Genomic DNA, 25,135 nt, shown 5'->3' on the forward strand with positions numbered 1-25,135 from the left:
TCCCTTACTTCGCAGCAGCCGCGAGCTCGGCGGCCTTGTCGGCCGCGCCGTCCATGGTGTCCACGCGCTGGACCAGCGGGTGGTTGGCGTCGGAGAGGATCTTGCGACCCAGCTCGGCGTTGTTGCCGTCCAGCCGGACGACGAGCGGCTTGGTGACGTCCTCGCCCTTGTCCTTGAGCAGCTGCAGCGCCTGGACGATGCCGTTGGCGACCTCGTCGCACGCGGTGATGCCGCCGAAGACGTTGACGAACACGGACTTGACGTCCGGGTCGCCGAGGATGATCTCCAGGCCGTTGGCCATGACGGCGGCGGAGGCGCCGCCACCGATGTCGAGGAAGTTGGCGGGCTTGACCCCACCGTGCTTCTCACCGGCGTAGGCGACGACATCCAGGGTGCTCATGACGAGACCCGCGCCGTTGCCGATGATGCCGACCTCGCCGTCGAGCTTGACGTAGTTGAGGTTCTTGGCCTTGGCGGCGGCCTCGAGCGGGTTGGCCGCGTCCTTGTCCTGGAGGGCCTCGTGCTCCGGCTGGCGGAACTCGGCGTTCTCGTCCAGGGAGACCTTGCCGTCCAGGGCGATGACGTCACCGGAGGCGACCTTGGCCAGCGGGTTGACCTCGACCAGGAGGGCGTCCTCCTTGATGAAGGTCTCCCACAGCTTGACCAGGACGTTGACGACCTTGTCGGCGACCTCGGCCGGGAACTTGGCGGCCGCGACGATCTCGCGGGCCTTCTCCTCGGTCACGCCCTCGTTGGCGTCGATCGGCGTCTTGGCGACGGCCTCGGGGCGGGTGGCCGCCACCTCCTCGATCTCCATGCCGCCCTCGACGGACGCGATGGAGAGGAAGGTGCGGTTGGCACGGTCCAGGAGGAAGGAGACGTAGTACTCCTCCACGATCTCCGGGGCCGTCTCGGCGATCATCACCTTGTGGACCGTGTGGCCCTTGATGTCCATGCCGAGGATGTTGGTCGCGTGCTCGACCGCCTCGTCGGGAGTGGCGGCGAGCTTGACGCCACCGGCCTTGCCGCGGCCGCCGACCTTCACCTGGGCCTTGACGACGGACTTGCCACCGAGGCGCTCGGTGGCTGCGCGGGCCGCCTCAGGCGTGTCGATGACTTCACCGGCCAGCACCGGTACATCGTGCTTGGCGAAGAGGTCCCTCGCCTGGTACTCGAACAGGTCCACGCGCTTCCGTCCCTATCAGTGATCTCGCGGTTCGTTGTCTGCGTGGGCGTGCCGCGAGGGCAACGTGACGTCCGCTGTCTGTCACAAGGGAGGCGCACACGGTGTCCGAGCGCGCGGCATGTCCGTCTCGCAGGTTATCGCTGCTTCCGGGAGGCCTCTAAATCGAGGGTCACACCTGAGCGGTGATACCTGTCACATGATGCCGCCCTCTCTGGCACGGCGTGCCGGGTGTGAGGAGCGGGTGACGCGTGGGTGGGGGCCTCACCGGGCTGGGGTTGACCCGGTGAGGCCCGCGCGACACCGCCGGGGGAGCACGGAGGGCCTGGTCGGACCCCCGGTTCCCCGGGGTGCGGGCCGGTCGTTTCCCCACCCCGATGGGGTACGACGGGCCCTGCCCACGAGACCTCGGCCCCCGGGGGCCGACGGCTTTCGACCGGCCGGGGGATGTCTCGTGGGGGTCTTGGGGTCGGTGGGTGTGGAGCTTCGACGCACGCTGGTCGCACGATCCGGCTGTGGCGTGGCGCCCCGGGCTCGCGACCGGGGCGTGATCTCCCGGCTTTCCTGTCCGTGCGGCGTGCGGCGTGCGGCGTGCGGGCGGAGCGACCCGCAGGCGGAGCGACCCGCAGGCGGAGCGAAGACGGGAAGCTGAGCGGCCGAAAAGGGAGGGGGCGTGGGCCCGGCGGACTAGCCGGGGAAGAGCGGGACGTCCCGATGTCCGCCCCGCGTACCGGCCGCCTCACCGCGGGCCGCGGTACCGGGCACCAGACGCGGCGGGACCCCCCGGCTCAGCGTGACGGCGTGCAGGTCGCCGCCGTGCCGCGGGGTGCCGTTGTCGGCCGAGGAACGGTTGCCGAGCGTGCCGTCGGGCCGGTCAGCGGGGGCCTCGTCGGCCGGAGCGTGCCCGGCGCGGGCGTCTGACGGGGCACGGTCGTCGGCATGCCCCGGGTGGTGCCCGCAGAGCCCGGGGTACACGGGGTGGTGGTTCACGAGGGTCGTCCGGACGGCGCGGTGGCCGCCGGGGCGGCTCGACGCCGTTGTGGCTGCCCGCCCGACGGAGGCGGGTACGTCGGCCGAGGGCACGACCGCATGGCCCGGTTGCGGGGTCGCCGTGACCGGCGCGGGGAGGAGTTGCCCGGGGAGGACGGGGCCGCCGGGGCCCTCGGGAAGACCAGGGGACACGGGGAAGCCGGGCGCTCCCGGGAGGACGATGCCACCACCGGGCGAGTTGGGCAGGGTCGGCAGCGGCGCGGGCAGAGCTGGCAGATTGGGCAGGGTCGGCAGCGGTGCGGGCAGAGCTGGCAGATTGGGCAGGGTCGGCAGCGGCGCGGGCAGAGCTGGCAGATTGGGCAGGGTCGGCAGCGGCGCGGGCAGGGCCGGCACGTCAGGCAGTGTCGACGGATTGGGCAGGGTCGGCAGATCGGGCAGGTCCGGCTGCCCCGGCAGCGGCGACGAGCCGGGGAGGGCGGGCAGGGTCGATACGGCGGGCAGGGTCGGCTCGACCGGCAGCGTGGGAAGGGCAGGCAACTCGGAGCGCCCCGGGAGCTCGGGGGCGGACGGCAGAGCTGGAGGCTCGGAGCGCCTCGAAAGCTCTGACACGGCCGACACGGCCGACATGGCCGACACGGCCGACACGGCCGACACGGCCGGAGAGCCGGGCTGCCCCGGCGACTCGGAGACCGGCTGTACGCCCGGCAGTGTCGGTTCCACCGGCGGCTCAAGCCTGTTCGGCGTCGCAGAGGACTCCACGTCCACCGGCGCCTCCCGCACCGTCGAGGACGCGGACGAGCCCACCAGCCCCCACCGCTCCCCGGCAGCCCTCGCCCCCTGCGCGCCCCCACCCCCGGTCACGAGCCGAGCCCCCCGCGCCGCCGCAGCATGCACGTCCTCCCGCACCAGGAGGCTCTGTTCACCGCCGGCCCGCCAAACGGCACCGTCCGCCGCATCGGCCCGCTCCCCGCACAGCAGCCCGATCACCAGCAACCCACCCACCAGCAGCGCCACTTGCAGCGCACGCCGTCCGGCCGCCGTGCGCAGGACGCGCGACGCGGCACCGGACAGGGCTGCTGACCAGGTCAAGAGGGAGAGTTCCTCCGTGCGACGGAACAGGCGCGGAACGCATCACGCGTCACGGGCAATGAGTCGGCACAACGCGGTGCCGCCCGATACAGCGCGACACCCCGCCGAGCAGGCGCCGATCCTCGCACGGGAGTGCGGAGGTTGCGCAAGCCCTCGCCGGCCGATGGACCGCCATGTCCGGTTTACCGGCCCAAGTCGGGCGACGATGCGTCGACGTGTCGCCATCCGGCCAACTGTCACGACACCGGCCCCGACGCCAACACCGATGCCGACACGGGCGCCGGCAACCGGCCGGGGCCGGGCCGACTCCGGCCCCGCCCTCCGTCATGCCCCGCGCCCCAACAAGCCCCGCGCCCCGTCAGGCCCCGTCCACCGTCACGCCGCGTCCGGTATCGGCAGCGGCCGCTTCTCGATCGCCGCCGCCATCACCTCCGGGAACAGATCGGGCGTACAGGCGAACGCCGGTGCCCCCAACGCCGCCAGCGCGGCCGCGTGTTCCCGGTCGTACGCCGGTGCGCCCTCGTCCGAGAGCGCCAGCAGCGTCACGAACTGCACCCCCGACGCCTTCATCGCCGAGACCCGCTTGAGCATCTCGTTGCGGATGCCCCCTTCGTAGAGGTCACTGATCAGTACGACCACGGTCTCCGCCGGCCGGGTGATCTGCGACTGGCAGTAGGCGAGGGCCCGGTTGATGTCCGTGCCGCCGCCCAGCTGCGTGCCGAACAACACGTCCACCGGGTCGTCGAGTTGATCCGTCAGATCGACGACCGCCGTGTCGAAGACGACGAGTCGCGTGGAGATCGTCCGCATCGAGGCGAGCACCGCTCCGAACACCGATGCGTACACGACCGACGCCGCCATGGATCCCGACTGATCGATACAGAGGATGACCTCCTTCTTCGTGGACTGCGTCGCCCGCCCGTAGCCGATGAGCCGCTCCGGCACGATCGTCCGGTACTCGGGCAGGTAGTGCTTGAGGTTGGCCGCGATCGTGCGGTTCCAGTCGATGTCGTGGTGGCGCGGCCGGCTGATCCGGGCGCTGCGGTCGAGCGCGCCGGTGAGGGTGGCCCGGGTGCGGGTGGCGAGCCGCTTCTCCAGGTCGTCGACGACCTTGCGCACGACGGCCCGTGCCGTCTCCTTCGTGGTCTCGGGCATCGCCTTGTTGAGCGACAGCAGCGTGCCGACCAGGTGCACGTCGGCCTCCACCGCCTCCAGCATCTCCGGCTCCAGCAGGAGCGCGGCGAGACCGAGCCGGTCGATGGCGTCGCGCTGCATGACCTGGACGACGGAGGACGGGAAGTACGTCCGGATGTCGCCGAGCCAGCGCGCCACGGACGGCGCCGACGCCCCGAGCCCCGCCGAACGGTCCCGGCCGCCCTGCGCCTTGCCGTCCTTCCTGCCGTAGAGGGCGGTGAGCGCGCCGTCCATCGCCGCGTCCTGCCCGGACAGCGCGCATCCGGTGCCGTCCGCCGCGTCTCCCCCGAGCACGAGCCGCCAGCGCCGCAGCCGCTCCCGCGCCGGGTCCGTCATCTCGGCCGTCATCCGTGTCCTCCCCCGCGCGACCGTTCCCACAGCGGGATCACCGGCACGGTCGTCCTGGGCCGGCCGTCCGCCCCTGGTCCCTTCCTGACGGTGTCCGCCTCCGCCGTCCTCGGCGTCGGCGCTCGCAGTCCGTCGGTCGTCATCCCTCCACCCCCACCAGGTCGTTCCGTGTGTTCATGTCGTCGAGTCCGAGCAGCAGCCGCACCACGGGCAGCACGGCGTCCGCGCGCGCCGTGTCGAGTTCCGGCGCGAAGCCGGGGAGCGCGGAGCCGGCGGCCGCCGCACCGCTCCCGGAGGCCGGTCCGCGCCGGACCAGTTCGCCGAGGGTCCGGCGCACCCCGGGTTCGTACGCCGAGAACGTCCGCCGCAGCAGGGGCAGCACGTCCGTGAACGCCTCCGCCGGCACCCCGGTCAGCCACGCGTCGACCAGCCCGAGCAGCCGCTCGTCGTGCACCAGGAGCATGCCGCCGCCGGAGCCTCCGCCGACGAAGCCCTCGATCCAGGCGGCCGCGTCCGCGGGCGGGGTGCCCGGCGACAGGACGAGTCCCATGAGCCGAGCCGCCTCCTCCTGTGCCAGCTCCCCGTCGTCCAGCAGCAGCCGCACGGCCCGCCCCCGGATCACCCCCGGCACGGTGTCCCGCCCGGACAGCACCCGCAGCACCGACCGCCAGCGCGCTCTGAGGTGACCGCTTCCCGCTGCCGGCGCGTCGCCCAGGAGGCCGACGGCCCCGTGCACCGCGTCCACATGACGCCGCATCTCCTCCGCCGCGTCGGCGTCGAGCGCGGCGCAGGCCGGGGGCAGGCCGACGAAGACCCGCTCGGCCAGCCCCGCGGCGACCTCGCCGAGGGCGCCGGTGTCGGTGCCGCGGACGTCGCCGTAGCGCAGGGAGCGGACCAGGGCGGGCAGCGCCTGGGCGAGATGGCCGACGTCCGAGTCGAGGGCCGCCCGGTCGGCGAGGATCCGCATCACCGCCGGCAGCGCGTCGGGCAGTTCGGCCAGCAGGCAGCGCTCGGCGAGCGCGGTGACGTCGGCGAGGCCCTCCGCGGCGACGGCGTCCGCCTCGGCCTTGGCGGTCGCGGCGGACAGTACGGTCGTCCCCCACACGCCCGCCTCGGCGACCCGCACGGACAGCTCGGGCTCCCAGCGCAGGCGCCAGGTCTCCCGGAACGTGCCCGTGCCGCCCCGCGCGGCGGCCGGTTCGCCCCATGCGATGCCGAGCAGCCGCAGCCGGTGCAGCAGCCTGCTGCGTTCGGCGTCGTTCTCCTTGCGCAGGTCGAGCTCCAGCTCCCGCTCCAGCGCCTCCGGCTTCAACCGCAGCCGGCGCTGCAGCCGGGTGAGGTCCCGCTGCAACGGCACCGCCGGGGCCGTCGACGGCACCTCCCCCAGCACGTCCCCCACGACCAGCCGGTCGTGCACCAGGGCCAGCGGCACGTCCGAGCCCTCGCACATCACCGCCCGCACCGCGTCGGTCGACTCGCTCAGGCCCGGCAGCGGACGGCCGCGCATCGCGGCGAGCGTCTCGGCCAGCCGCACCGCCTCGATGACGTGCGCGGAGGAGACGATCCGGTCCTCGGCGCGCAGCAGCCCCGCCACCTTCGTCATCCACCGCTCGACCGGCCGGTCCGGGGCGCTGAACAGGTGCCCGTACCAGCCCGGCGAGTCGATGCCGGCCCCGTACCCGCTGGCCCGGGACAGCCTGCGGTGGGTCCACGGGACCCAGGTCATGTCCGTCTTCACCTTGGGCAGGCCCTTGAGCAGCGCCTTGTCGGCGGCGACGGTGGTCTTCCGCCGCAGGGCGGGCACGTGCCAGGCGCCGCAGACGACGGCCACGCCGTCCCCGAACTCCCGCTGGGCGGAACGCAGCTGGAGCCGCATGTACGCCTCCCGGACCAGGTCCCGGTCGTGGCCCCCGCTGCCGTAGGTCTCCCGCAGCGCCGCCATGGCCTCCTCCAGCGCGGTGAACGGCGCGAGCGCGTCCCCCCGGCCGGCGCCCCGGTGCTCGACGACGTCCTCCCACCACCGCTCCGGATCGTCGTAACCGGCGGCGTCGGCGAGCACCCCGAGCGGGTCGACCCGCACCTCGGCGGCGCCCAGAACAGGATCGGGGCCCGGGGCGGTGCCCAGACCGGGATCGAGGCCCGGGGCGGTGCCCGGGGCGCCGTCACCGTCCGCCGTCCGCGCCGTCTCGGCGTCCAGCGGGGAATCCCCCTCCGCTTCCGCCTCGTCCTCGCGCTGTCCCCAGGCCAGTGTGTGCGTGGCCGGCAGGTCGATGAACCGGGCCGGGACGCCGTGCTCCAGGGCCCAGCGGAGGGCGACCCACTCCGGGGAGAACTCGGCCAGCGGCCAGAACGCCGAGCGGCCGGGTTCGTCCACGGCGTGGGCGAGCAGGGCGACCGGCGGCCGCATCTCCTCGTCGGCGGCGAGCGGGACCAAGGCGTCCGCCTCGGGCGGTCCCTCGATCAGCACGACGTCCGGCCCGGCCTCCTCCAGCGCCGCCCGCACGGCTCGCGCCGAACCCGGGCCGTGATGCCGCACCCCCAGCAGCACCGGCCCCGCCCCGGTCCCCCGGCCCGCAGGCCTTTCCACACCCGTCACTTGGTTCCCTCCCATCCCCTGTCCGTCCCCGCGAGCGCTCCCCGCCCCCGGTCGCTCACCCGCTCACCTCGCGGCAGGCCCGGTAGAAGTCCTTCCAGCCGTCGCGCTCGCGGACCACCGTCTCCAGGTACTCCTGCCAGATCACGCGGTCGGCCGCCGGGTCGCGGACCACCGCGCCGAGGATGCCCGCGGCGACATCGCTCGGCCGCAGCACGCCGTCGCCGAAGTGGGCGGCGAGGGCGAGGCCGTTGGTGACGACGGAGATCGCCTCGGCCGTGGACAGCGTGCCGCTGGGCGACTTCAGCTTCGTCCGGCCGTCGGCCGTCACCCCGTCGCGCAGCTCGCGGAAGACCGTGACGACCCGGCGGATCTCGTCGAGCCCGTCGGGCGCGGCCGGCAGGTCCAGGGACCGGCCGATCTGGTCGACGCGGCGCGAGACGATCTCGACCTCGGCCTCGGGGCTCTCCGGCAGCGGCAGCACCACCGTGTTGAAGCGGCGGCGCAGGGCGCTGGACAGGTCGTTGACCCCGCGGTCGCGGTCGTTGGCCGTGGCGATCAGGTTGAAGCCGCGGACCGCCTGCACCTCCTGGCCCAGCTCCGGTATCGGCAGCGTCTTCTCCGACAGGATCGTGATCAGCGTGTCCTGCACGTCGGCCGGGATGCGCGTCAGCTCCTCGACGCGCGCCGTCATGCCCTCGGCCATGGCGCGCATGACCGGGCTGGGCACGAGGGCGTCGCGGCTCGGGCCGTGCGCGAGCAGCTGCGCGTAGTTCCAGCCGTAGCGGATGGCCTCCTCCGGGGTGCCGGCGGTGCCCTGCACCAGCAGCGTGGAGTCGCCGCTGACCGCCGCGGCCAGGTGCTCGGACACCCAGGTCTTCGCCGTACCGGGCACGCCGAGCAGGAGCAGGGCGCGGTCGGTGGCGAGGGTGGTGACGGCGACCTCGACGATGCGGCGCGGACCGACGTACTTCGGCGTGATCACCGTGCCGTCCGGCAGCGTGCCCCCGAGCAGGTAGGTCGCGACGGCCCACGGCGACAGCTTCCAGCGGGCCGGGCGCGGGCGGTCGTCCTGCGCGGCGAGCGCGGCGAGTTCACCGGCGAAGGCGTCCTCGGCATGCGGCCGCAACGCCTCGGCCGGCTCCTCCCGCTTCGGCTCCACGGTCGTCGGTTCAACGGACACAGACATGGCTGAGGCCCCCTCCAGCTCGGCCGGTTCGGATCTGCCACCAACGGTGCACCACACCACTGACAATCCGTCCTGACCTGCGGAAATGCAGTACCGCAGCCGCTCGCGGACCCGATTGTCAGTGGTGGGATCTACCTTCGATGGCATGACTCAGCAGGGGGTGCGCTGGACTGCGGACCAGGTGCTGGCCTTGGCGCCTGACGCCGCATCACGCAAAGCGGGAAGCAAACTCGGCGCGGCGGGGCCGTGGTCCGAGACGGGCAGTTCCGACGAGGGGACGGTGTGGGGGCTGTGCAAGGGCAGCGGGAGCAAGCCGTATCAGACGGTCGTCGACATCGCGGACGCCTCCGGGCCCGCATACAAGTGCAGTTGCCCGAGCCGCAAGTTCCCGTGCAAGCACGCGCTGGGGCTGCTGCTGCTCTGGGCGGGCGGCGACGCGGCGGTGCCGCGGGGACAGGCGCCGGAGTGGGCCGCGCAGTGGCTGGCGGGGCGGCGCAGACGGGCGGAGGAGAAGCGGAGCGGGGAGGCTGCGGGCGCGCCGTCCGGGTCGGCTGATCCGGAGGCGGCGCGGCGCCGGGCGGAGCGCCGGGCCGAGCGGGTCACGGCGGGCGCGGTGGAGCTGGAGCAGCGGCTGGCGGACCTGCTGCGCGGCGGCCTCGCGTCGGCGGAGCGGTCCGGGTACGGGCTCTGGGAGGAGACGGCGGCCCGCATGGTCGACGCCCAGGCCCAGGGTCTCGCCGCTCGGGTGCGGGAGTTGGGGGCGATCCCGTCCACGGGGCCCGGCTGGCCGGTGCGGCTGCTGGAGGAGTGCGCGCTGCTGCATCTGCTCGGCCAGGGCTGGCTGCGGCGCGAGCGGCTCCCGGACGGCCTCGCCGCCACGGTCCGCTCCCGCATGGGCCTGCCGGTCTCCGCGGACGGCAAGCCGGTACGGGACCGCTGGCTGGTGCTGGCCCAGTACGACACGGTGGACACGCGCCTGACGGCCCGCCGGATCTGGCTGTACGGCGCCGACTCGGACCGCACGGCGCTGCTCCTGTCCTACGGCGCCGCCGGCCGCGCCCCGGAGCTGGCGCTGCCCGTGGGGCTGGCCCTGGACGCCGAGGTGGCCTCCTATCCGGGAGCCGGGCAGCTGCGGGTGGCGCTGGGCGAGCAGTTCGCTCCTCCGGCACCGGCGGAGACCCGCCCGCCCGGGGTGACGACCTCCGAGGCGGCCGCCCGTTACGGCGACGCCCTGCGCGACGACCCGTGGCTGGAGTCCGTCCCGGTGACGCTGGGGCGGGTCGTCCCGGCCCCCGACGGGGACTCCTGGCAGCTGGCGGACGCCGACGAGGACGCGGCGTTGCCGCTGACTCCCGCCGCGCGGTCCCGCCCCGGCCTGTGGCGGCTCGTCGCCCTCTCGGGCGGCGCCCCGGTCACGGTGTTCGGCGAGTGCGGCCACCAGGGCTTCACCCCGCTGACGGCCTGGCCCGAGGGCCCGGGTGACGCCGTGTCCCTGTGCTGACCCGACAGCGGACGCCCGGCTCCCGCGGCCTCGGGCGGACCCACCCTTCTCACCGATCCACGAATCTTTCAGGCATCACGGGACAACCGGTAAGGGCGAGCCTTCAACCACCTCCGGGCGCCCCACGGAAAGGAAGCTCATGACCAGGACCTCCGCTCCTGTGGACGCGCCCGTCGCGGACGCCTGGGAGGGGCTCGTCACCACGGCGCTGCTGGGCACCGACCGGCGCACCCCGCCGGGCACCGCCCCCGGACAGGACGCCCCGGTGGCCCTGCTGGACGCGGCGGCCGTGGAGACCGTCCGGCGGCGGGCCGGTCTGCGTCCGGCGCGCGCGGCGCGGCGTCCGCGGCCGGCCCCGGAGGACCGGCGTCCCCCACTGCCCGCCGCCGCCGCCCGCAGACTGGCGATGCTGCTGGCCGACCGGCCCGGCGCGTCCGGCGGCGGCCGCCGCGGTACCGCGCCCGACCTGATGGAGCTGCTGCCCCAGTGGCTGGCGGCGGCGAACGCCCGGGGTTTCGCCCCGCCTCCGCAGCTGCTGCCGGCCCTGCTGGACGCGGCCCGGGGGCGGACGGACCTGCGCCCGGCGGCGCTGGAGTTCGCCGGACCGCGGGCCCTGTGGCTGGCCCGGCTGAACCCGGACTGGCGGTTCGCCCTGCGCGCGGCCCCAGGCGGTGGAGCGGCCCTGCCGCGCCCCGAGGACGACGACACCACGCGGCGGTTGTGGCAGGAGGGCCTGTTCGCCGAGCGGGTCGCCCTCCTGTCCGCCCTGCGCTCCCGTGAACCGGCCGCCGCACGCGAGCTGCTCGCGTCCACCTGGACGACCGAGCGGGCCGAGGACCGGCTGATGTTCCTCGACTCCCTGCGCACGGGTCTCGGCCCGGACGACGAGCCGTTCCTGGAACAGGCCCTGGACGACCGCAGCCGCAACGTCAGGGCCACGGCGGCGGAACTGCTGTCGACCCTGCCCGGTTCGGCGCTCGCGGAGCGGATGGCGGTCCGGGCGGCGGCGTGCGTGGCCATCGACCACACGCGGACCGGCCGGAGCGCGGGGACGCCTGCCCCCACGATCGCCGTCGAGGCCCCGCACGAGTGCGACCCGGGCATGGAGCGCGACGGCGTGGTGCCGAAGGCCCCCGCCGGGCGGGGCGAGCGGTCCTGGTGGTTCGGTCAGTTGGTGGAGGCGGCACCGCTCGGCACGTGGTCGCGGCGGCTCGGCGGCCGGACGCCCCGGGAGATCGTGGCGCTGCCGGTGGCGGACGACTGGCAGCGCGAGCTGCACGCCGCGTGGTGCCGGGCCGCGGTGCGCCAGGGGGACGCCGAGTGGGCGCGGGCGCTGCTCGGCGAGCCCTCGGCGCCGGAGGCGGGCGGTCCGGGAGCGGTGTCCCTGGCCGAGCGGGCCAAGCTGCTCGGCACGCTGGGCGCCGCCGAACGGGCCGAGTGGGTGGCCGGTTTCATCGCGACGCACGGCCTGTCGGAAGCCTTTCAGCTGCTCGGCGTGTGCGCGGTGCCGTGGGCCCCGCCGCTCGGCCGCGCGGTGGTGGACGCGCTCAACATCGCGCGGGACGCGGGGAGTTATCCATGGAGTTTCAGTGGAGTCATGGGGCTGGCCGAGCGCTGCCTGGTCCCGTCCGAGTCGGGCCGTCTCGACGCCCTGCTGGCCGTACCGGACGAGCCGGAGGACGCGTCTCCGGGAGCGGGCGGCTACTGGGCGGAGGCCTTCCAGCGCCTGGTCACGACCCTGCGCCTGCGCGCGGCGATGATCGAGGAACTGGGGCCGGCGGAGAACGGCACCCCGGCCTAGAGGAACACCACGCGAACCCGGGCCACGATCACGCCAGTACGCGTCGCGACCACACCGGCCCGGACCAAGATCACCCCCACCCGGCTCGCGACCAAGCCGGCCCGGGGCACGGTCACACCGGCCCGGGGCACGATCACTCCCACCCGGCTCGCGACCACACCGGCCCGGGCCCCGGTCACACCGGCCCGGGCCCCGACCGGGCCGGCTCAGCCCCCGGAGGCAGCCGGCTGGCGTACGTTCGCCCGGACCCAGTCCACGATCGACTGCGTCGTCGCACCGGGCGTGAAGATCTCCGCGACACCCTTCTCCTTCAGCGGGGCGATGTCCGCCTCGGGGATGATCCCACCGCCGAAGACCAGGATGTCCGCCGCGTCCCGCTCCCGGAGCAGGTCGATCACCGCCGCGAAGAGGGTGTTGTGCGCGCCGGAGAGAATGGACAGCCCGATCGCGTCGGCGTCCTCCTGGATCGCCGTGTCGACGATCTGCTCGGGAGTCTGGTGGAGGCCGGTGTAGATGACCTCCATACCGGCGTCGCGCAGGGCCCGCGCGATCACCTTGGCCCCGCGATCGTGGCCGTCGAGCCCCGGCTTGGCCACCACCACGCGGATCGGACCGGCTGCCACACCCATCACTGCCTCCATGAAGCGACTGCATCCATCCGTACGGACAAGTACCGCACACATCCGGCACGCCGTACACGCCACCCTGACACGGACGCACCCCGAACCACCCGGGGAAGTGAACGAACGTTATCTCCAGCATCCCGCAACCGGCAGTTTCGCGGTGCCGACCGAGGGGGAAATCACACGATGGGACAAGCGCAAGGGGAGCCGCAAGGAGGCCGCCGCACCGCCGCGCCACCCATCACACACAGCGGCGGTACGTCACGTCGGCGAAGGCACACAGGGCAAGCACCGCACGCACAGCACGCAGGGCACGCACGGCGCACCAGCGGGGAGCCAGGTCACCGCACCGACCGGGGACCCCGCCTCACCACCGGCGTCACACAGGCCGCACGCCGCGCTCACTCCCCGCAGCTCACGCGGCTCACCCCGCTCGCGCGGTCGTCGTCGGCCGTCTTCGCCGCTGCTTTCCACGAGTGCACACGGGGGGCCATGCCGTCCTCCCGCGTGCCGACAGGAGGACGGCCATGAAGGTCACCGGGGCGGCTCTGCCTCTTCTTCCGTTCTGCCGGCGCCTGCTGCCGAACCGGCCGGCGGGACTGTCCATGGCGCTCCTGAAGGCCACCGCCCTGGAGATGGCGATTCTGGCCGGGCACCTCCTGCTGTATCCCTCCGGCATCGCGCAGGAGCGGCGCGGGCCCGCCCCGGCCCTGCCCGCCGACGGCGCGGCCCAGCTGCCGGCGGAGGCCAAGTCCCCGGTGGTGCTGCTGCACGGCTTCATCGACAACCGCTCGGTCTTCGTCCTGCTGCGCCGCAGCCTCGCCCAGCACGGCAGGCAGCAGATCGAGTCCCTCAACTACTCGCCGCTGACCTGCGACATACGCACCGCGGCCGAGTTGCTCGGCCGGCACATCGAGGAGATCTGCGAGCGCACCGGCGCCCAGCGGGTCGATGTGGTCGGGCACAGCCTTGGCGGACTGATAGCGCGTTACTACGTGCAGCGGCTCGGCGGCGACACGCGCGTGCGGACCCTGGTGACCCTCGGCACGCCGCACTCGGGCACCAGGGTGGCGCCCCTGGCCAACGCGCACCCCATCGTGCGCCAGATGCGCCCCGGCTCGCCGGTGCTCGAGGAGCTCACTCGGCCCGCCCCGGGCTGCCGTACGCACTTCGTGAGCTTCTGGAGCGACCTCGACCATGTGATGGATCCGCTGGAGTCGGCCTGCATCGACCATCCCGATCTGACGGCGCAGAACGTACGGGTCACCGGCATCGGCCACCTCGCCCTGCCCGTACACCCCGCGGTCGCCAACGGGATACGGCAGGTTCTCGACACGGCCCGCCCGGGTGAGCCGTCCACCGGCCACGCCGGCGGCCTGACGGTGGCCTGACACCGGCCCGCCCGACGGCCGCCCACCACACGGTCGGGCGACAGTCGGCCCGTGGCCGTCACACCCGGCGCGCGGACTCGTCATACAGATGACACACGGCCCCGCATCACCCAACAGCCTCGAACAAACCTCGAACACAGGGCCAAGCCTGCGCCCGCAGTCCGCCGAAACACGGCCGAATGCCCGTTTCCTGCGCGCGCGAAACCTGCCGAAGATTGTCGTGCCCGCGTACCGCCGGGTACAGTCGCCGCACTGCTCTGGCAGCCCCTGTTGTCGAGGCGAAAGAGAAGTTGGTGAACGACCGTCACCCGTCGGGGACCATGGCCCCGGCTCCGGCTTCCGACGCCGCCTCGGCGCACTACGCGTCGTACGGCACCCAGGAAGCCCAGCACGGGGACTTCACCACGTACGGCGACTACGCCGCCACCGGTTTTGATCCCACCGGCTCGGCCGCCACCGGTTTTGATCCCACCGGCTCGGCCGGCACCGGCTTCGACGCCACCGGCCACACCACCGCGAGCTTCGCCACCGACCCCCTCTTCGGCGACATGCCGGGCAGCGGCCAGGACACGGGCACGTACGACACCGGCCACTGGCCCACGGGTGCGCACGAGAACCCGCACTACGACGCGTACGCGGCCCAGCACCAGGCCGCCTACGACACCGGCGGCTACGACACGGCCTCCTGGCACACCGAGCAGCAGCCACTGTCGGCCATCCCGCCGCAGGCCGCACCCTCCGACGCCACCGGCCAGTGGGAGAACGGCAGTTGGGCCCAGCCGGACCAGTCCGGGAATCCGGCCGACCGGACCCAGCAGTGGGAATGGGGCACGCAGACCTTCGACACGGGCGCCTTCGACGCCACGCAGTGGAACTCCGACGGCACCGCCGCACCCGCCCTGGACGCCTACGAGCAGCATGGCGAAACCTTCGAGCAGCACGAGCCGGTCGCCTTCGATCAGCAAGAGACCGCGACGTTCGAGCAGGTCGCCTACGAGGAATCCCCCGAAGCCGGCTACCACGAGCCGGCCGCCACCGGCGAACTGCCCACCGTCACCCCGCTCCTGGACGGCCAGGAAGAGGTCGAGCCCCCCGCTTCCCGGGCGGCCTCGCGTGCCGGCTCCCGTTCCCGCCGCCGCACCCCGCCCAAGCGCTCGGCGCTGATGACCATCGCGGTGCCCTCGGCGTGTGTGATGGGCGTGGCCGGGATCGCGGCCGCCTCCGTCGGCGGTCTCACGGAGGACACCGCGGCGGAGGCGCACACCACCGCGGCGGACGTGCAGCCGGTGAAGCCGGCCGCGGCCAACAACAAGCTCGACACCCAGTTGCAGAGCCTCGCCGCCGGTGCCGACGACTTCGCCGACCGGGCCAGCCGTACGCAGGAGCGCATCGACCTCAAGGCCCAGCAGGCCGCCGAGCGCAAGCGTGCGGCGGAGGAAGCGGCCCGCAAGGAGCGGCTGCGCCCGAAGTTCGCCCTGCCGGTCGCACAGCACGGGCTGAGCGCCTACTACGGCCAGTCCGGCATCAACTGGATGTCCCTGCACACCGGCATCGACTTCCCCGTCTCCTACGGCACGACCGTGATGGCCGCGACCGACGGCACTGTGCGCACCCAGTGGAACAGCGCGTACGGCAACATGATGATCGTGACCGCGAAGGACGGCACGGAGACGTGGTACTGCCACCTCTCCACGTACACGGTCCCCTCGGGGACGACCGTCAAGGCCGGGGACCCCATCGCGCGCTCCGGCAACTCCGGCAACTCGACCGGCCCCCACCTGCACTTCGAGGTGCGTCCCGCGGGCGGCTCGGCGATCGACCCCCTCTCGTGGCTCCGCAGCCACGGCGTCGACCCGACGTAACCGAGTCCGGCCCCGGGGCGGGCGGAACGCCTCGCCGGCCCCCGCCGGCCGGTTCGGCGGAGGCCGTCAGGCGGTCGGGCCGGCTGAGGCGGTCGAGCCGGCCCGGCTCACCGGACTACAGCTTCTCCACCGGCGCGTAGCGCAGCAGCAGCCGCTTCGGCTTCGTGTCGCCGAAGTCGATCGTCGCCTCGGCGTTCGCGCCGGTGCCCTTGACCGCCACGACCGTCCCGAGACCGAACTGGTCGTGCGTGACCCGGTCCCCGACCGCCAGCCCCACCACCGGCTTCTCGGCCGTGCGGCGGGTGGCGAAGCCGGACGCGCCCGAGGCGGACGAGCGCGAGCGGGACGACGACAGCGAGGCCGCCACGGCGGAGACGGGACCGGAGGACGCGGGCGCGGTCGCTCCCGTGCGCTTCCACTCCACGTGGGCCGGCGGGATCTCCTCCAGGAACCGGGAGGGCGGGTTGTACGAGGGCTGGCCCCAGGCGCTGCGCAGCGTGGAGCGGGTCAGATACAGCCGCTCCCGCGCGCGGGTGATGCCGACGTACGCCAGGCGCCGCTCCTCCTCCAGTTCCTTGGTCTGGCCGAGGGCGCGCATGTGCGGGAAGACGCCGTCCTCCATGCCGGTGAGGAAGACGACCGGGAACTCCAGGCCCTTGGCGGTGTGCAGCGTCATGAGTGTGATGACGCCGTCGCCGTCCTCCTCGTCGGGGATCTGGTCGGAGTCGGCGACCAGCGCGACCTGTTCGAGGAAGTCGGCCAGCGTGCTCTGCTCGCCCTCGCCGCGTTCCTGCTCGAACTCCATGGCGACGGCGGCGAGCTCCTGGAGGTTCTCGATCCGGGTCTCGTCCTGCGGGTCGGTGGAGGCCTGCAGCTCGGCGAGATAGCCGGTGCGCTCCAGGACCGCCTCAAGCACCGTGGCCGGTCCGGCGCCGGACTCGACGATCGTGCGCAGGTCCTCCATCAGCGTGTTGAACCGCTTGACGGCGTTGGTGGAGCGCGCGGCCATGCCGTAGGCCTCGTCGACGCGCTTGAGCGCCTGCGGGAAGCTGATCTTCTCGCGCTGGGCGAGGGCGTCGATCATCGCCTCGGCACGGTCGCCGATGCCCCGCTTGGGCACGTTGAGGATCCGGCGCAGCGGCACCGAGTCCTCCGGGTTGGCCAGGACGCGCAGGTAGGCCAGGACGTCCCGGACCTCCTTGCGCTCGTAGAAGCGGACGCCGCCGACGACCTTGTAGGGCAGGCCGACGCGGATGAAGACCTCTTCGAAGACACGGGACTGGGCGTTGGTGCGGTAGAAGACCGCGACGTCGCCCGCCTTCGCCTCGCCGGCGTCCGTGAGGCGGTCTATCTCGTCGGCGACGAACTGGGCCTCGTCGTGCTCGGTGTCGGCGACGTAGCCGGTGATCAGCGCGCCCGCGCCCGCGTTGGTCCACAGGTTCTTGGGGCGGCGGGACTCGTTGCGTTCGATGACCGCGTTGGCGGCGCTGAGGATCGTCTGCGTGGAGCGGTAGTTCTGCTCCAGCAGGATCGTCGTCGCGTTCGGGTAGTCCTCCTCGAACTGGAGGATGTTGCGGATCGTCGCGCCGCGGAAGGCGTAGATCGACTGGTCGGCGTCGCCCACGACGCACAGCTCGGCGGGCGGGACCTCGGCCTCCGGCGGTACGTCCACGGGGTGCTCGGAGGTGCCGACCAGCTCACGGACCAGGGCGTACTGCGCGTGGTTGGTGTCCTGGTACTCGTCGACCAGGACGTGCCGGAAGCGGCGGCGGTAGTGCTCGGCGACGTCCGGGAAGGCGCGCAGCAGGTTGACCGTCGTCATGATCAGGTCGTCGAAGTCGAGGGCGTTCGCCTCGCGCAGCCGCGACTGGTAGAGGGCGTAGGCCTGGGCGAGGGTCTTCTCGAAGCCGTCGGTGGCCTGGGCGGCGAAGTCCTCCTCGTCGATCAGCTCGTTCTTCAGGTTGCTGATCTTAGCGCTGAAGGACTTGGGCGGGAAGCGCTTGGGGTCGAGGTCCAGGTCGCGGCAGACCAGGGCCATCAGGCGCTTGGAGTCGGCGGCGTCGTAGATCGAGAAGGAGGACGTGAAGCCGAGGCGCTTGCTCTCGCGCCTGAGGATGCGCACGCAGGCGCTGTGGAACGTCATGACCCACATCGCGTTCGCGCGGGGGCCGACGAGCTGCTCGACGCGCTCCTTCATCTCGCCCGCGGCCTTGTTGGTGAACGTGATCGCGAGGATCTGGCCCGGGTGGACGTCCCGCTCGGCGAGCAGGTGGGCGATGCGGTGCGTGAGCACGCGGGTCTTGCCGGAGCCGGCGCCGGCCACGATGAGCAGCGGGGAGCCGGAGTGGACGACCGCGGCACGCTGGTTGTCGTTCAGCCCGTCCAGCAGCGCGGCGGAGTCGATCACCGGGCGCGGGGCGCCGTCGCGGTAGTGGGTGTCCCGCTCCGGCGGCGCGTCGAACCTCCCGCCGAACAGATCGTCCGGGATCGACTCCGGAACGTGATCGTCCTCGGGTGGCGGCGGGGGCTCGTCCGCGGGGCCCCGCTGGGCCTGGAGACTCGCCAGGAAGTGGTCGTCAAAGAGGCTGCTCATCGCTCTCCGAGTCTAGGACGCCCCACTGACAGCCCGCCGCCGCCCTGAGAACATCGCCGCGGAGCTGGGCCTTCCGTGACCGGCCACCGGCCCGTCGTCGCTCCATGGATTGGCGTGATCACTTCGTGTGACACCTCGCGCATTCCCGGGCGACTCGTGACCAAAGCCCTCCACTCCCTCACGCTCAGCGATGCTCCGGCATAAGGTCACGAAAATGTATCGGGCATATCACCCATCAACCTTCACACGGACCACACGAGTTGGCTACGGTGCGACCGGGCCGCACGACCCCCACCGGCGAACGTCGCCGGGCCGCGCGGCCTCCGCCGAGTCCGGTGTGCCGCAGCGGCAGCCGGAGCCGGGGACCCACCGAGAACCTGGGGTGAATCGGCCCGACTCCCTCCCTGGGAAGGCCGTAGGGCAACCCTTCCGAAACCACCCGCCCGAACCCGACAGCTAACCCGGTAGGCGGAACTTTGGAAGGAGTCGCCTCCCTTGGCGTCGCACCGTAAGTCGCGTCCTTCGGGCACGCGCGTGGCAGGCATACGGACCCCCGCCCTCGCAACGGCGGCCCTCACCTCCGTGGCCCTGCTGTCCCAGTCGGCCAACGCCGCCCCCGAGGCCGACGGCAAGCCCAGCCTGGAGGAAGTCGAGAAGAAGGTCGACGACCTGTACCGCCAGGCCGAGTCGGCGACCGACAAGTACAACGCGGTCAAGGAGAAGACCGCGAAGCAGCGCAAGCGCGTCGACACCCTCCTCGACGACGTCGCCCAGCGCACCGAGAAGCTCAACGAGGCGCGGGAGAGGCTGGGTTCCTTCGCCGCCGCCCAGTACCGCACCGGCGCCGCCGCCCCGGACACCGCCACGTTCCTGTTCGCGGACACCCCGCAGGACTACTTCGACCAGGCTCAGCTGATGGACCGGATGACCGGCCGCCAGAAGGGCGCGGTCGACGACTACGTCACACAGCAGTCCGAGACGATGACCAAGCGCCAGGAGGCCACCGACAGCCTGCGGACGCTCACCGAGTCGCAGAGCGACCTGAAGACGGCCAAGGCCACCGTCCAGCGGAAGCTCGCCGCCGCCCGCGACCTGCTGTCGCAGCTGACCGCCGAGGAGAAGGCGCGGCTCGCGGCGATCGAGAAGGAGAAGCAGCAGGAGGCCGCCCGCAGGGCCGCCGAGCTGGCCCGCGAGCAGGCCGCACAGGAAAAGGCCAGCGAGGAGGCCGCACGGGAGAAGGCCCGGGAAGAGGCCGCCCAGCGGCAGGACAGCACCCCGTCGGGCACTGCCTCCGGCTCCACCTCCACAGCCCCGGCCGACTCCTCGTACGCCACCAAGGCCGGCAAGGCGCTCGCCTTCGTCCGCGCCCAGATCGGCAAGCCGTACGTGTGGGGCGCCGTCGGCCCCGGCTCCTACGACTGCTCCGGCCTCACCCAGGCCGCGTGGAAGGCCGCCGGGGTGAGCCTGCCGCGCACCACCTACGACCAGGTCGACGCCGGCACCACCGTCCCCCTGTCCAGTGCGCAACCCGGGGACCTGGTGTTCTTCTACGACGACATCACCCACGTCGGCATCTACATCGGCAACGGCATGATGATCCACGCCCCGAAGCCGGGCACGTACGTGCGCGAGGAGTCGGTCTACTACGACGGCGAGTCGGCCATCCACAGCGTGGTCCGGCCGGCCTGAGGGGTCTCGGCGTTTTTGCGGGGCACGCGCGCGTGCCCCTCTCACAACCCGCGCGCCGCTCTCTAGCATCGGCGCTATGCCCGGCCCCTCCCCATTTGCCACCTTGTGGGCGACCTACGCGCTGACCACCGGCACCCTGTCGGTCGGTCTCGACTCGGCGGGGTACGAGGTCCTCTCCCGCATCGCCCTCGTCCCGGCCTGCGCGGCCTGGCTGGGGACCGTGGCGTACGCCGTGCTGCGGCTGCCGCGGTCGGCGTGGCGGGCGCAGGCACCGGCCGCCCACACCTTCACGGCGGCGACCGCCCTCCTCGGCGCCGGGCTCTCGGCGGCCGGCCGGCAGACGTCCGCGGCGGCCCTGCTGGCGCTCGCGGCACTGCTGTGGACGCTGCTGCTCGCCGACGGGGACCCGAGCCGCGGCGGGACCGTGTTCCTGCGCTGCGTGGCCACCCAGGGGCTCGCCGTGCTCGGCGCCACGCTCGCCGCGGCCGAGTCGGCGGCCTGGCCGGCCCACGCCGCCCTGGTGCTGTTCTGGCTGGGGCTGATCCTGTACTGCTTCGCCCTGTTCCGCTTCGCCCCGCGCGAGGTGACCGACGGGCGCGGGGACCACTGGCTCGCGGGCGGCGCCCTCGCCGTCTCGGCACTGGCCGGGGCGCGGCTCCTCAGCGCCGACAGCGGCCGCCTCTCCCTGTGGAACGACGACGCCCACGCCGTCCTCAGCCGGGTCACCGTCGCCCTGCTGGTGCTCACCCTGGTGTGCTGGGTCGCCCTGCTCACCGCCGAGCTCATGTGGCCCCGGCCTGGCTACGACGTGCGCCGCTGGGCCGGTGTCTTCGGCGCGGCCGTGACGGCGGCCGCGGCGCCGGCCGTCGCCGCAGCCCTGGACGCCCCCTGGCTCGACGCCGTCGGGGAGGCACTGCTGTGGCTCGCGGTGGCGCTGTGGCTCGCGTGCACCGCCTGGACGGCCGCCGCGGCCCGCGCCGGGTCCCGGCCCGCCGGGGTCAGACCCAGAGCACGGCGATGAAGACGTTCGCCGCGGTCAGCAGCCCGACCAGGCCGAACAGGCCCTTGTCCACCTTCTCGTCGTCCCGCTTCACGTAGACCAGACCGAGGATCACGATCAGCAGCGCCAGCTTCACGCCGATCTTGACGTTGTTCACGGACTGGTCGTCGGCCTGGTTGAGCCCGACCAGGATCACCCCGGTGACCAGCATCGTCAGCGCGCCGTGCAGCATCGCGGGGGTGTAGCGGGCGGTGCCCTGGCCCATCGCCTTCATCTGGGTGAGGAAACCGCCCAGGAGCGCGGCGATGCCGATGATGTGGAGACCGACGAAGAGGTGGATGAGTACGTCCATGGGGCCGGAGCCTAATCAGGGGCCCCGACGCCTCCGGCACCGGCCACCGGCCACCGGCCACCGGCCACCGGCCACCGGCCACCGATGCATATATGCGCTCCATAGCACCCGATCACCGTCACTCGCCCGGGAAATCGGCGCATCGGTCATCACGCTGAGTTGAGTGGACGGCGTCGAGGAGGCATCACGGTCGCATACGGTCACCGCCGGTCCTCTCGGAACACTTCCGCGCACCCGCCCCCGGCCCCGCACGCCGAGGTTTAGCGTCCTCCACCAGGTGACCGGCTCCCCACCGCCGCCCGGGCCAGGGGCGGCAGTCGGACACCACCGCCGAGAAGGTCCGGCGGCGGTCCGCTTCCCCTGTGCGGGCCGTCGCCGGACGCGCGCAGGCCGCTGTCCGCTCCCCCGGCGGCCGTACGCGCCCACCGGCGGCCGAGGAAAGGACGTGGCCCGAAGAGTGGCAGCGCACCGCAAGCCCCGACAGCGCTCGACAGGTGGCGGCAAGGCCCGCACGGCGGCCACGATCGCCCTGGCGGGCGCGGCGACGGCGACGGGCTTCGACGGAACCGGACACGCCGAACCGGAGCTCACCCCCGGCCAGGTCAAGGCCAAGGTGGACAAGCTGTACCAGGAGGCGGAGGTCGCCACCGAGAAGCACAACGGCGCGAAGGAGAAGGCCGAGGCGGCCGGGCAGCGGCTGAAAGGGCTCCAGGACCAGGCCGCCCGCAAGGAAGGACGGCTCAACACGGCCCGTGAGGCCCTCGGCGCGGTCGCGTCGGCCCAGTACCGCGGCGGCGGCCTGGATCCCGCGCTGCAGCTCGCCCTGTCGGACGACCCCGACCGCTACCTGGAGAACGCCGAGTTCGTCGAACGGGCCGGCGACCGGCGGCAGTCCGCCGTCGCCGGCGTCCGCAAGCAGCTCCGGGAGATCGAGCAGCTGCGCGGCGCCGCCCACATCGAGCTGACCTCCCTGAAGTCACGGCAGACGGAGCTGAAGCGGCACAAGAGGACGATCACCGGCAAGCTCGGCACGGCACGGCAACTGCTGTCCCGGCTCACCGCCGAGGAGCGCACCCGGCTCGACGGGTCCCCCCGCGCCTCCCGAGCCCCAGGACCGCGGGACACCCTGGCGGCCCCCGGGTCAGCCGCCTCCCAGGCGCCCAACTCCCGCGCGGCCGCAGCCGTCTCCTACGCCTACCAGAAGCTCGGCAGCCCTTACGTCTGGGGCGCGACCGGCCCGAACGCCTTCGACTGCTCGGGCCTGGTCCAGGCCGCGTACCGCTCCGCCGGCGTCTCCCTGCCCCGCACGACCTACTCCCAGATCGACGCGGGCCGCCGCGTCACCCGCTCCGAACTCCGCCCCGGCGACCTGGTGTTCTTCTACGCCGGCATCAGCCACGTCGGCATCTACGTGGGCAACGGGCAGATGATCCACGCCCCCAACCCGTCCGCCCCGGTCCGGGTCGCCCCGCTCGACGAGATGCCCTACGCGGGCGCCACCCGGGTGGTCTGAGCCGGTCGGGCCACGCGCGGGTGGCCCGACCGCGCCGGCGTCACACCAGTCGCCTGGCCGTCGCCCAGCGCGTCAGCTCGTGCCGGTTGGAGAGCTGCAGCTTGCGCAGGACCGCCGAGACATGCGACTCGACCGTCTTCACGGAGATGAACAGCTGCTTGGCGATCTCCTTGTACGCGTATCCCCGGGCGATCAGCCGCAGCACCTCGCGCTCGCGCTGGGTCAGGCGATCCAGGTCCTCGTCGACCGGCGGCGCGTCCGTCGAGGCGAAGGCGTCCAGGACGAACCCGGCCAGCCGCGGGGAGAACACCGCGTCGCCCTCCTGGACGCGGAAGATGGAGTCCACGAGGTCCGTGCCGGTGATCGTCTTGGTGACGTATCCGCGGGCCCCGCCGCGGATCACGCCGATCACGTCCTCCGCCGCGTCCGACACGGACAGCGCCAGGAAGCGCACCGGCTGCTCGGCATCGCCCATCAACGGGGCGCAGCGCCGCAGCACTTCCACCCCGCCGCCGCCCGGCAGGTGCACGTCGAGGAGGACCACCTCGGGCCGGGTCGCGGTGATGACCGTGACCGCCTGGTCGACGTCCGCCGCCTCACCGACGACCTCGACGCCGGTCTGCTCGGTCTGCCCGATCTCGGCCTGGACGCCCGTGCGGAACATGCGGTGGTCGTCGACGAGGACCACGCGCACATGACGCCCGCCCGACTCAGCGGGCCCGGCCGCCTGTGCCGCTCCCGTCGTACCGTTCGCCTCGGTCGGGTCGCTCATGACGTCTTCTCCGCCCTCTCCATCTCCAGTTCGACCTCCGTGCCGCCGTCCGGCACCGCGCGCAGTCGCGCCGTGCCGCCGTTGCGCTCCATGCGGCCGATGATCGATTCTCTGACACCCATCCGGTCGGTGGGTATCGAGTCGAGGTCGAAGCCGGGTCCGCGGTCCCGGACGGACACGAAGACCGTCTTCCCCTCGACCTCGGCGTAGACCTGTACGGCTCCTCCCTCGCCACCGTACTTGGCGGCGTTCACCATCGCTTCGCGCGCGGCCTGCATCTGTGCGGCCACTCTCTCGTCGAGCGGGCAGTCCCCCACCACCACGACCTCGATGGGGACGCCGTGGTTGTCCTCCACCTCGGCCGCGTTGCGCCGGACCGCGTCGGCGAGGGTCGTGGGCTCGTCGGCCTCGTCCTTGCCCGTGCCCTCGGGCTTGTAGAGCCAGGTGCGCAGGTCGCGCTCCTGGGCGCGGGCGAGACGGCGCACCTCGCCCGCGTTCTCCGCGTTGCGCTGGATCAGGGTGAGCGTGTGCAGCACCGAGTCGTGCACATGGGCGGCGACCTCCGCACGCTCCTGGGCACGGATGCGCATCAGCCGCTCCTCGGAGAGGTCCTGCGTCATGCGGACGAGATACGGGCCCGCCAGCAGCGTTATCCCCACGAGGACCGCGAGGGCCGCCTGCAGGACGGAACCGAGGTGGGCGGCGGAACCCTGCAGGACGAAGATGCCGGAGACGCCGGCCGTCACCAGCAGCACGCCGCCGACCGAGCGCAGCAGCGTGACCGTGCGCCGGCGGCGGCCGACCTCGGCCCAGCGGGCCCGGCGGGCGTTGTCCGCCTGCCGCCAGACCAGGGCGACGCCCGCGCCGACGAGGACCATCGGCCAGAGATAGGCGCGGGCCCCGCCACCGAGGTTCACATTGCCCACGAACACCATGGCCACCACGACCATGAGCAGCAGGGCCACGATCTGGCCCTTGTCGGGCCGGCGCGTGACCAGCTTGCGCCGGCCGTCGGCCGAGGTCTCCGTGGTGACCAGCGAGGGCGGCCGCTGGGCGTCCACCCCGCCGACGCCCAGCGGGACGAAGAACCAGAACGCGGCGTACAGCAGCGCACCGAGCCCGTCGGCCATGAACAGGCCGACGAAGACCAGCCGGACCCAGATCACGGGCAGCCCGAGATGCCCGGCGAGCCCCCGCGCCACGCCTCCCAGCCAGCGTCCGTCGCTGCTGCGGTAGAGCTTGCGCGGCGGCCGCGGCTCGGCGAGTGGCGCTGCTGCGGCTTCCGACATGCCATTGATGGTCACACGTGCGCAGGGCCGGAGCATCAGGGTCCGTCCCGGAGACTCCCCTGATCTCGGCAGCCGGCCCGTCGAACGCTTCCCGGGCCGACCCTCAGGGCCGATATCAGGGTCCGGCCAGGGTCGTTCCGACTGCCGCCGCGGCGCCGCGCCC

17 protein-coding genes and 1 riboswitch are annotated in these 25,135 nt (G+C 73.2%); of the genes, 7 read left to right on the top strand and 10 right to left on the bottom strand.

What is annotated here, in order from left to right:
- Positions 1-4 precede the first annotated feature (4 nt).
- The 5 genes from sucC to ABTZ58_RS15455 all read right to left on the bottom strand — a co-directional run bounded on the left by sucC (position 5) and on the right by ABTZ58_RS15455 (position 8,586).
- Positions 5-1,186 (bottom strand): ADP-forming succinate--CoA ligase subunit beta, encoded by a 1,182-nt coding sequence (gene sucC / locus ABTZ58_RS15435; protein ID WP_351355751.1) that lies wholly within the window; start codon positions 1,184-1,186, stop codon positions 5-7.
- A gap of 684 nt (positions 1,187-1,870) precedes the next feature.
- Entirely contained in the window at positions 1,871-3,262 is a 1,392-nt protein-coding gene (locus tag ABTZ58_RS15440) for a hypothetical protein (protein ID WP_351355754.1), read from the bottom strand.
- A gap of 375 nt (positions 3,263-3,637) precedes the next feature.
- A complete protein-coding gene (locus tag ABTZ58_RS15445) occupies positions 3,638-4,804 on the bottom strand; it encodes a VWA domain-containing protein (protein WP_351355757.1) in 1,167 nt (388 codons plus the stop codon).
- Positions 4,805-4,943: 139 nt separating this feature from the next.
- A complete protein-coding gene (locus tag ABTZ58_RS15450; protein ID WP_351355760.1) occupies positions 4,944-7,415 on the bottom strand; it encodes a DUF5682 family protein in 2,472 nt (823 codons plus the stop codon).
- Between the two features lie 40 nt (positions 7,416-7,455).
- Complete coding sequence (locus ABTZ58_RS15455) at positions 7,456-8,586, bottom strand: ATP-binding protein (protein ID WP_309094905.1); 1,131 nt, start codon at positions 8,584-8,586, stop codon at positions 7,456-7,458.
- A gap of 145 nt (positions 8,587-8,731) precedes the next feature.
- On the opposite strand from ABTZ58_RS15455, the gene ABTZ58_RS15460 reads away from it, so the two are divergent.
- Positions 8,732-10,087, top strand: coding sequence for an SWIM zinc finger family protein (locus ABTZ58_RS15460; RefSeq protein ID WP_351355763.1), 1,356 nt, complete (start codon positions 8,732-8,734; stop codon positions 10,085-10,087).
- Positions 10,088-10,226: 139 nt separating this feature from the next.
- Positions 10,227-11,888 carry a DUF5691 domain-containing protein gene (locus tag ABTZ58_RS15465; RefSeq protein ID WP_351355766.1) on the top strand — a complete coding sequence of 554 codons (1,662 nt, stop codon included), beginning with the start codon at positions 10,227-10,229 and terminating at the stop codon, positions 11,886-11,888.
- 206 nt (positions 11,889-12,094) lie between these two features.
- Here ABTZ58_RS15465 and icmB read toward each other — a convergent pair whose 3' ends face one another.
- On the bottom strand, positions 12,095-12,517 hold the full coding sequence (icmB, locus tag ABTZ58_RS15470) for a coenzyme B12-dependent isobutyryl CoA mutase small subunit (protein ID WP_094054527.1): 423 nt from the start codon (positions 12,515-12,517) through the stop codon (positions 12,095-12,097).
- 521 nt (positions 12,518-13,038) lie between these two features.
- Between icmB and ABTZ58_RS15475 the strand changes: the two genes are divergently transcribed.
- Both ABTZ58_RS15475 and ABTZ58_RS15480 read left to right on the top strand, forming a co-directional pair.
- The gene (locus ABTZ58_RS15475) at positions 13,039-13,902 is read left to right on the top strand and encodes an esterase/lipase family protein (protein WP_351355769.1); all 864 of its coding nucleotides are present in this window, start codon (positions 13,039-13,041) and stop codon (positions 13,900-13,902) included.
- A 293-nt stretch (positions 13,903-14,195) separates the two neighbouring features.
- Positions 14,196-15,764 (top strand): M23 family metallopeptidase, encoded by a 1,569-nt coding sequence (locus ABTZ58_RS15480; RefSeq protein WP_351355772.1) that lies wholly within the window; start codon positions 14,196-14,198, stop codon positions 15,762-15,764.
- A 115-nt stretch (positions 15,765-15,879) separates the two neighbouring features.
- Here the strand turns inward: ABTZ58_RS15480 and pcrA are convergent, their stop codons facing one another.
- Complete coding sequence (gene pcrA / locus ABTZ58_RS15485) at positions 15,880-18,357, bottom strand: DNA helicase PcrA (protein ID WP_351355775.1); 2,478 nt, start codon at positions 18,355-18,357, stop codon at positions 15,880-15,882.
- Positions 18,358-18,671: 314 nt separating this feature from the next.
- Positions 18,672-18,845, top strand: a riboswitch (cyclic di-AMP (ydaO/yuaA leader).
- 7 nt (positions 18,846-18,852) lie between these two features.
- Between pcrA and ABTZ58_RS15490 the strand changes: the two genes are divergently transcribed.
- Positions 18,853-20,046 carry a C40 family peptidase gene (locus tag ABTZ58_RS15490; protein WP_351355778.1) on the top strand — a complete coding sequence of 398 codons (1,194 nt, stop codon included), beginning with the start codon at positions 18,853-18,855 and terminating at the stop codon, positions 20,044-20,046.
- Between the two features lie 76 nt (positions 20,047-20,122).
- Positions 20,123-21,067, top strand: coding sequence for an SLAC1 family transporter (locus ABTZ58_RS15495; protein ID WP_351355781.1), 945 nt, complete (start codon positions 20,123-20,125; stop codon positions 21,065-21,067).
- On the opposite strand, the gene ABTZ58_RS15500 is transcribed toward ABTZ58_RS15495, so the two are convergent.
- Positions 21,045-21,398 (bottom strand): hypothetical protein, encoded by a 354-nt coding sequence (locus ABTZ58_RS15500; protein WP_351355784.1) that lies wholly within the window; start codon positions 21,396-21,398, stop codon positions 21,045-21,047. The two genes, ABTZ58_RS15495 and ABTZ58_RS15500, sit on opposite strands and share 23 nt — an antisense overlap.
- A 457-nt stretch (positions 21,399-21,855) precedes the next feature.
- On the opposite strand from ABTZ58_RS15500, the gene ABTZ58_RS15505 reads away from it, so the two are divergent.
- Entirely contained in the window at positions 21,856-22,911 is a 1,056-nt protein-coding gene (locus tag ABTZ58_RS15505) for a C40 family peptidase (RefSeq protein WP_351356155.1), read from the top strand.
- 40 nt (positions 22,912-22,951) lie between these two features.
- On the opposite strand, the gene ABTZ58_RS15510 is transcribed toward ABTZ58_RS15505, so the two are convergent.
- Together ABTZ58_RS15510 and ABTZ58_RS15515 are read right to left on the bottom strand one after the other, a co-directional pair.
- Positions 22,952-23,683, bottom strand: coding sequence for a LuxR C-terminal-related transcriptional regulator (locus ABTZ58_RS15510; protein WP_351355787.1), 732 nt, complete (start codon positions 23,681-23,683; stop codon positions 22,952-22,954).
- Complete coding sequence (locus ABTZ58_RS15515) at positions 23,680-24,972, bottom strand: ATP-binding protein (protein WP_351355790.1); 1,293 nt, start codon at positions 24,970-24,972, stop codon at positions 23,680-23,682. The genes ABTZ58_RS15510 and ABTZ58_RS15515 overlap by 4 nt, the downstream gene beginning before the upstream one ends.
- Positions 24,973-25,135 lie beyond the last annotated feature (163 nt).

Origin of the sequence: Streptomyces sp. NPDC094143 (assembly GCF_040303825.1) — a bacterium.
Taxonomy (GTDB): Bacteria; Actinomycetota; Actinomycetes; order Streptomycetales; family Streptomycetaceae; genus Streptomyces.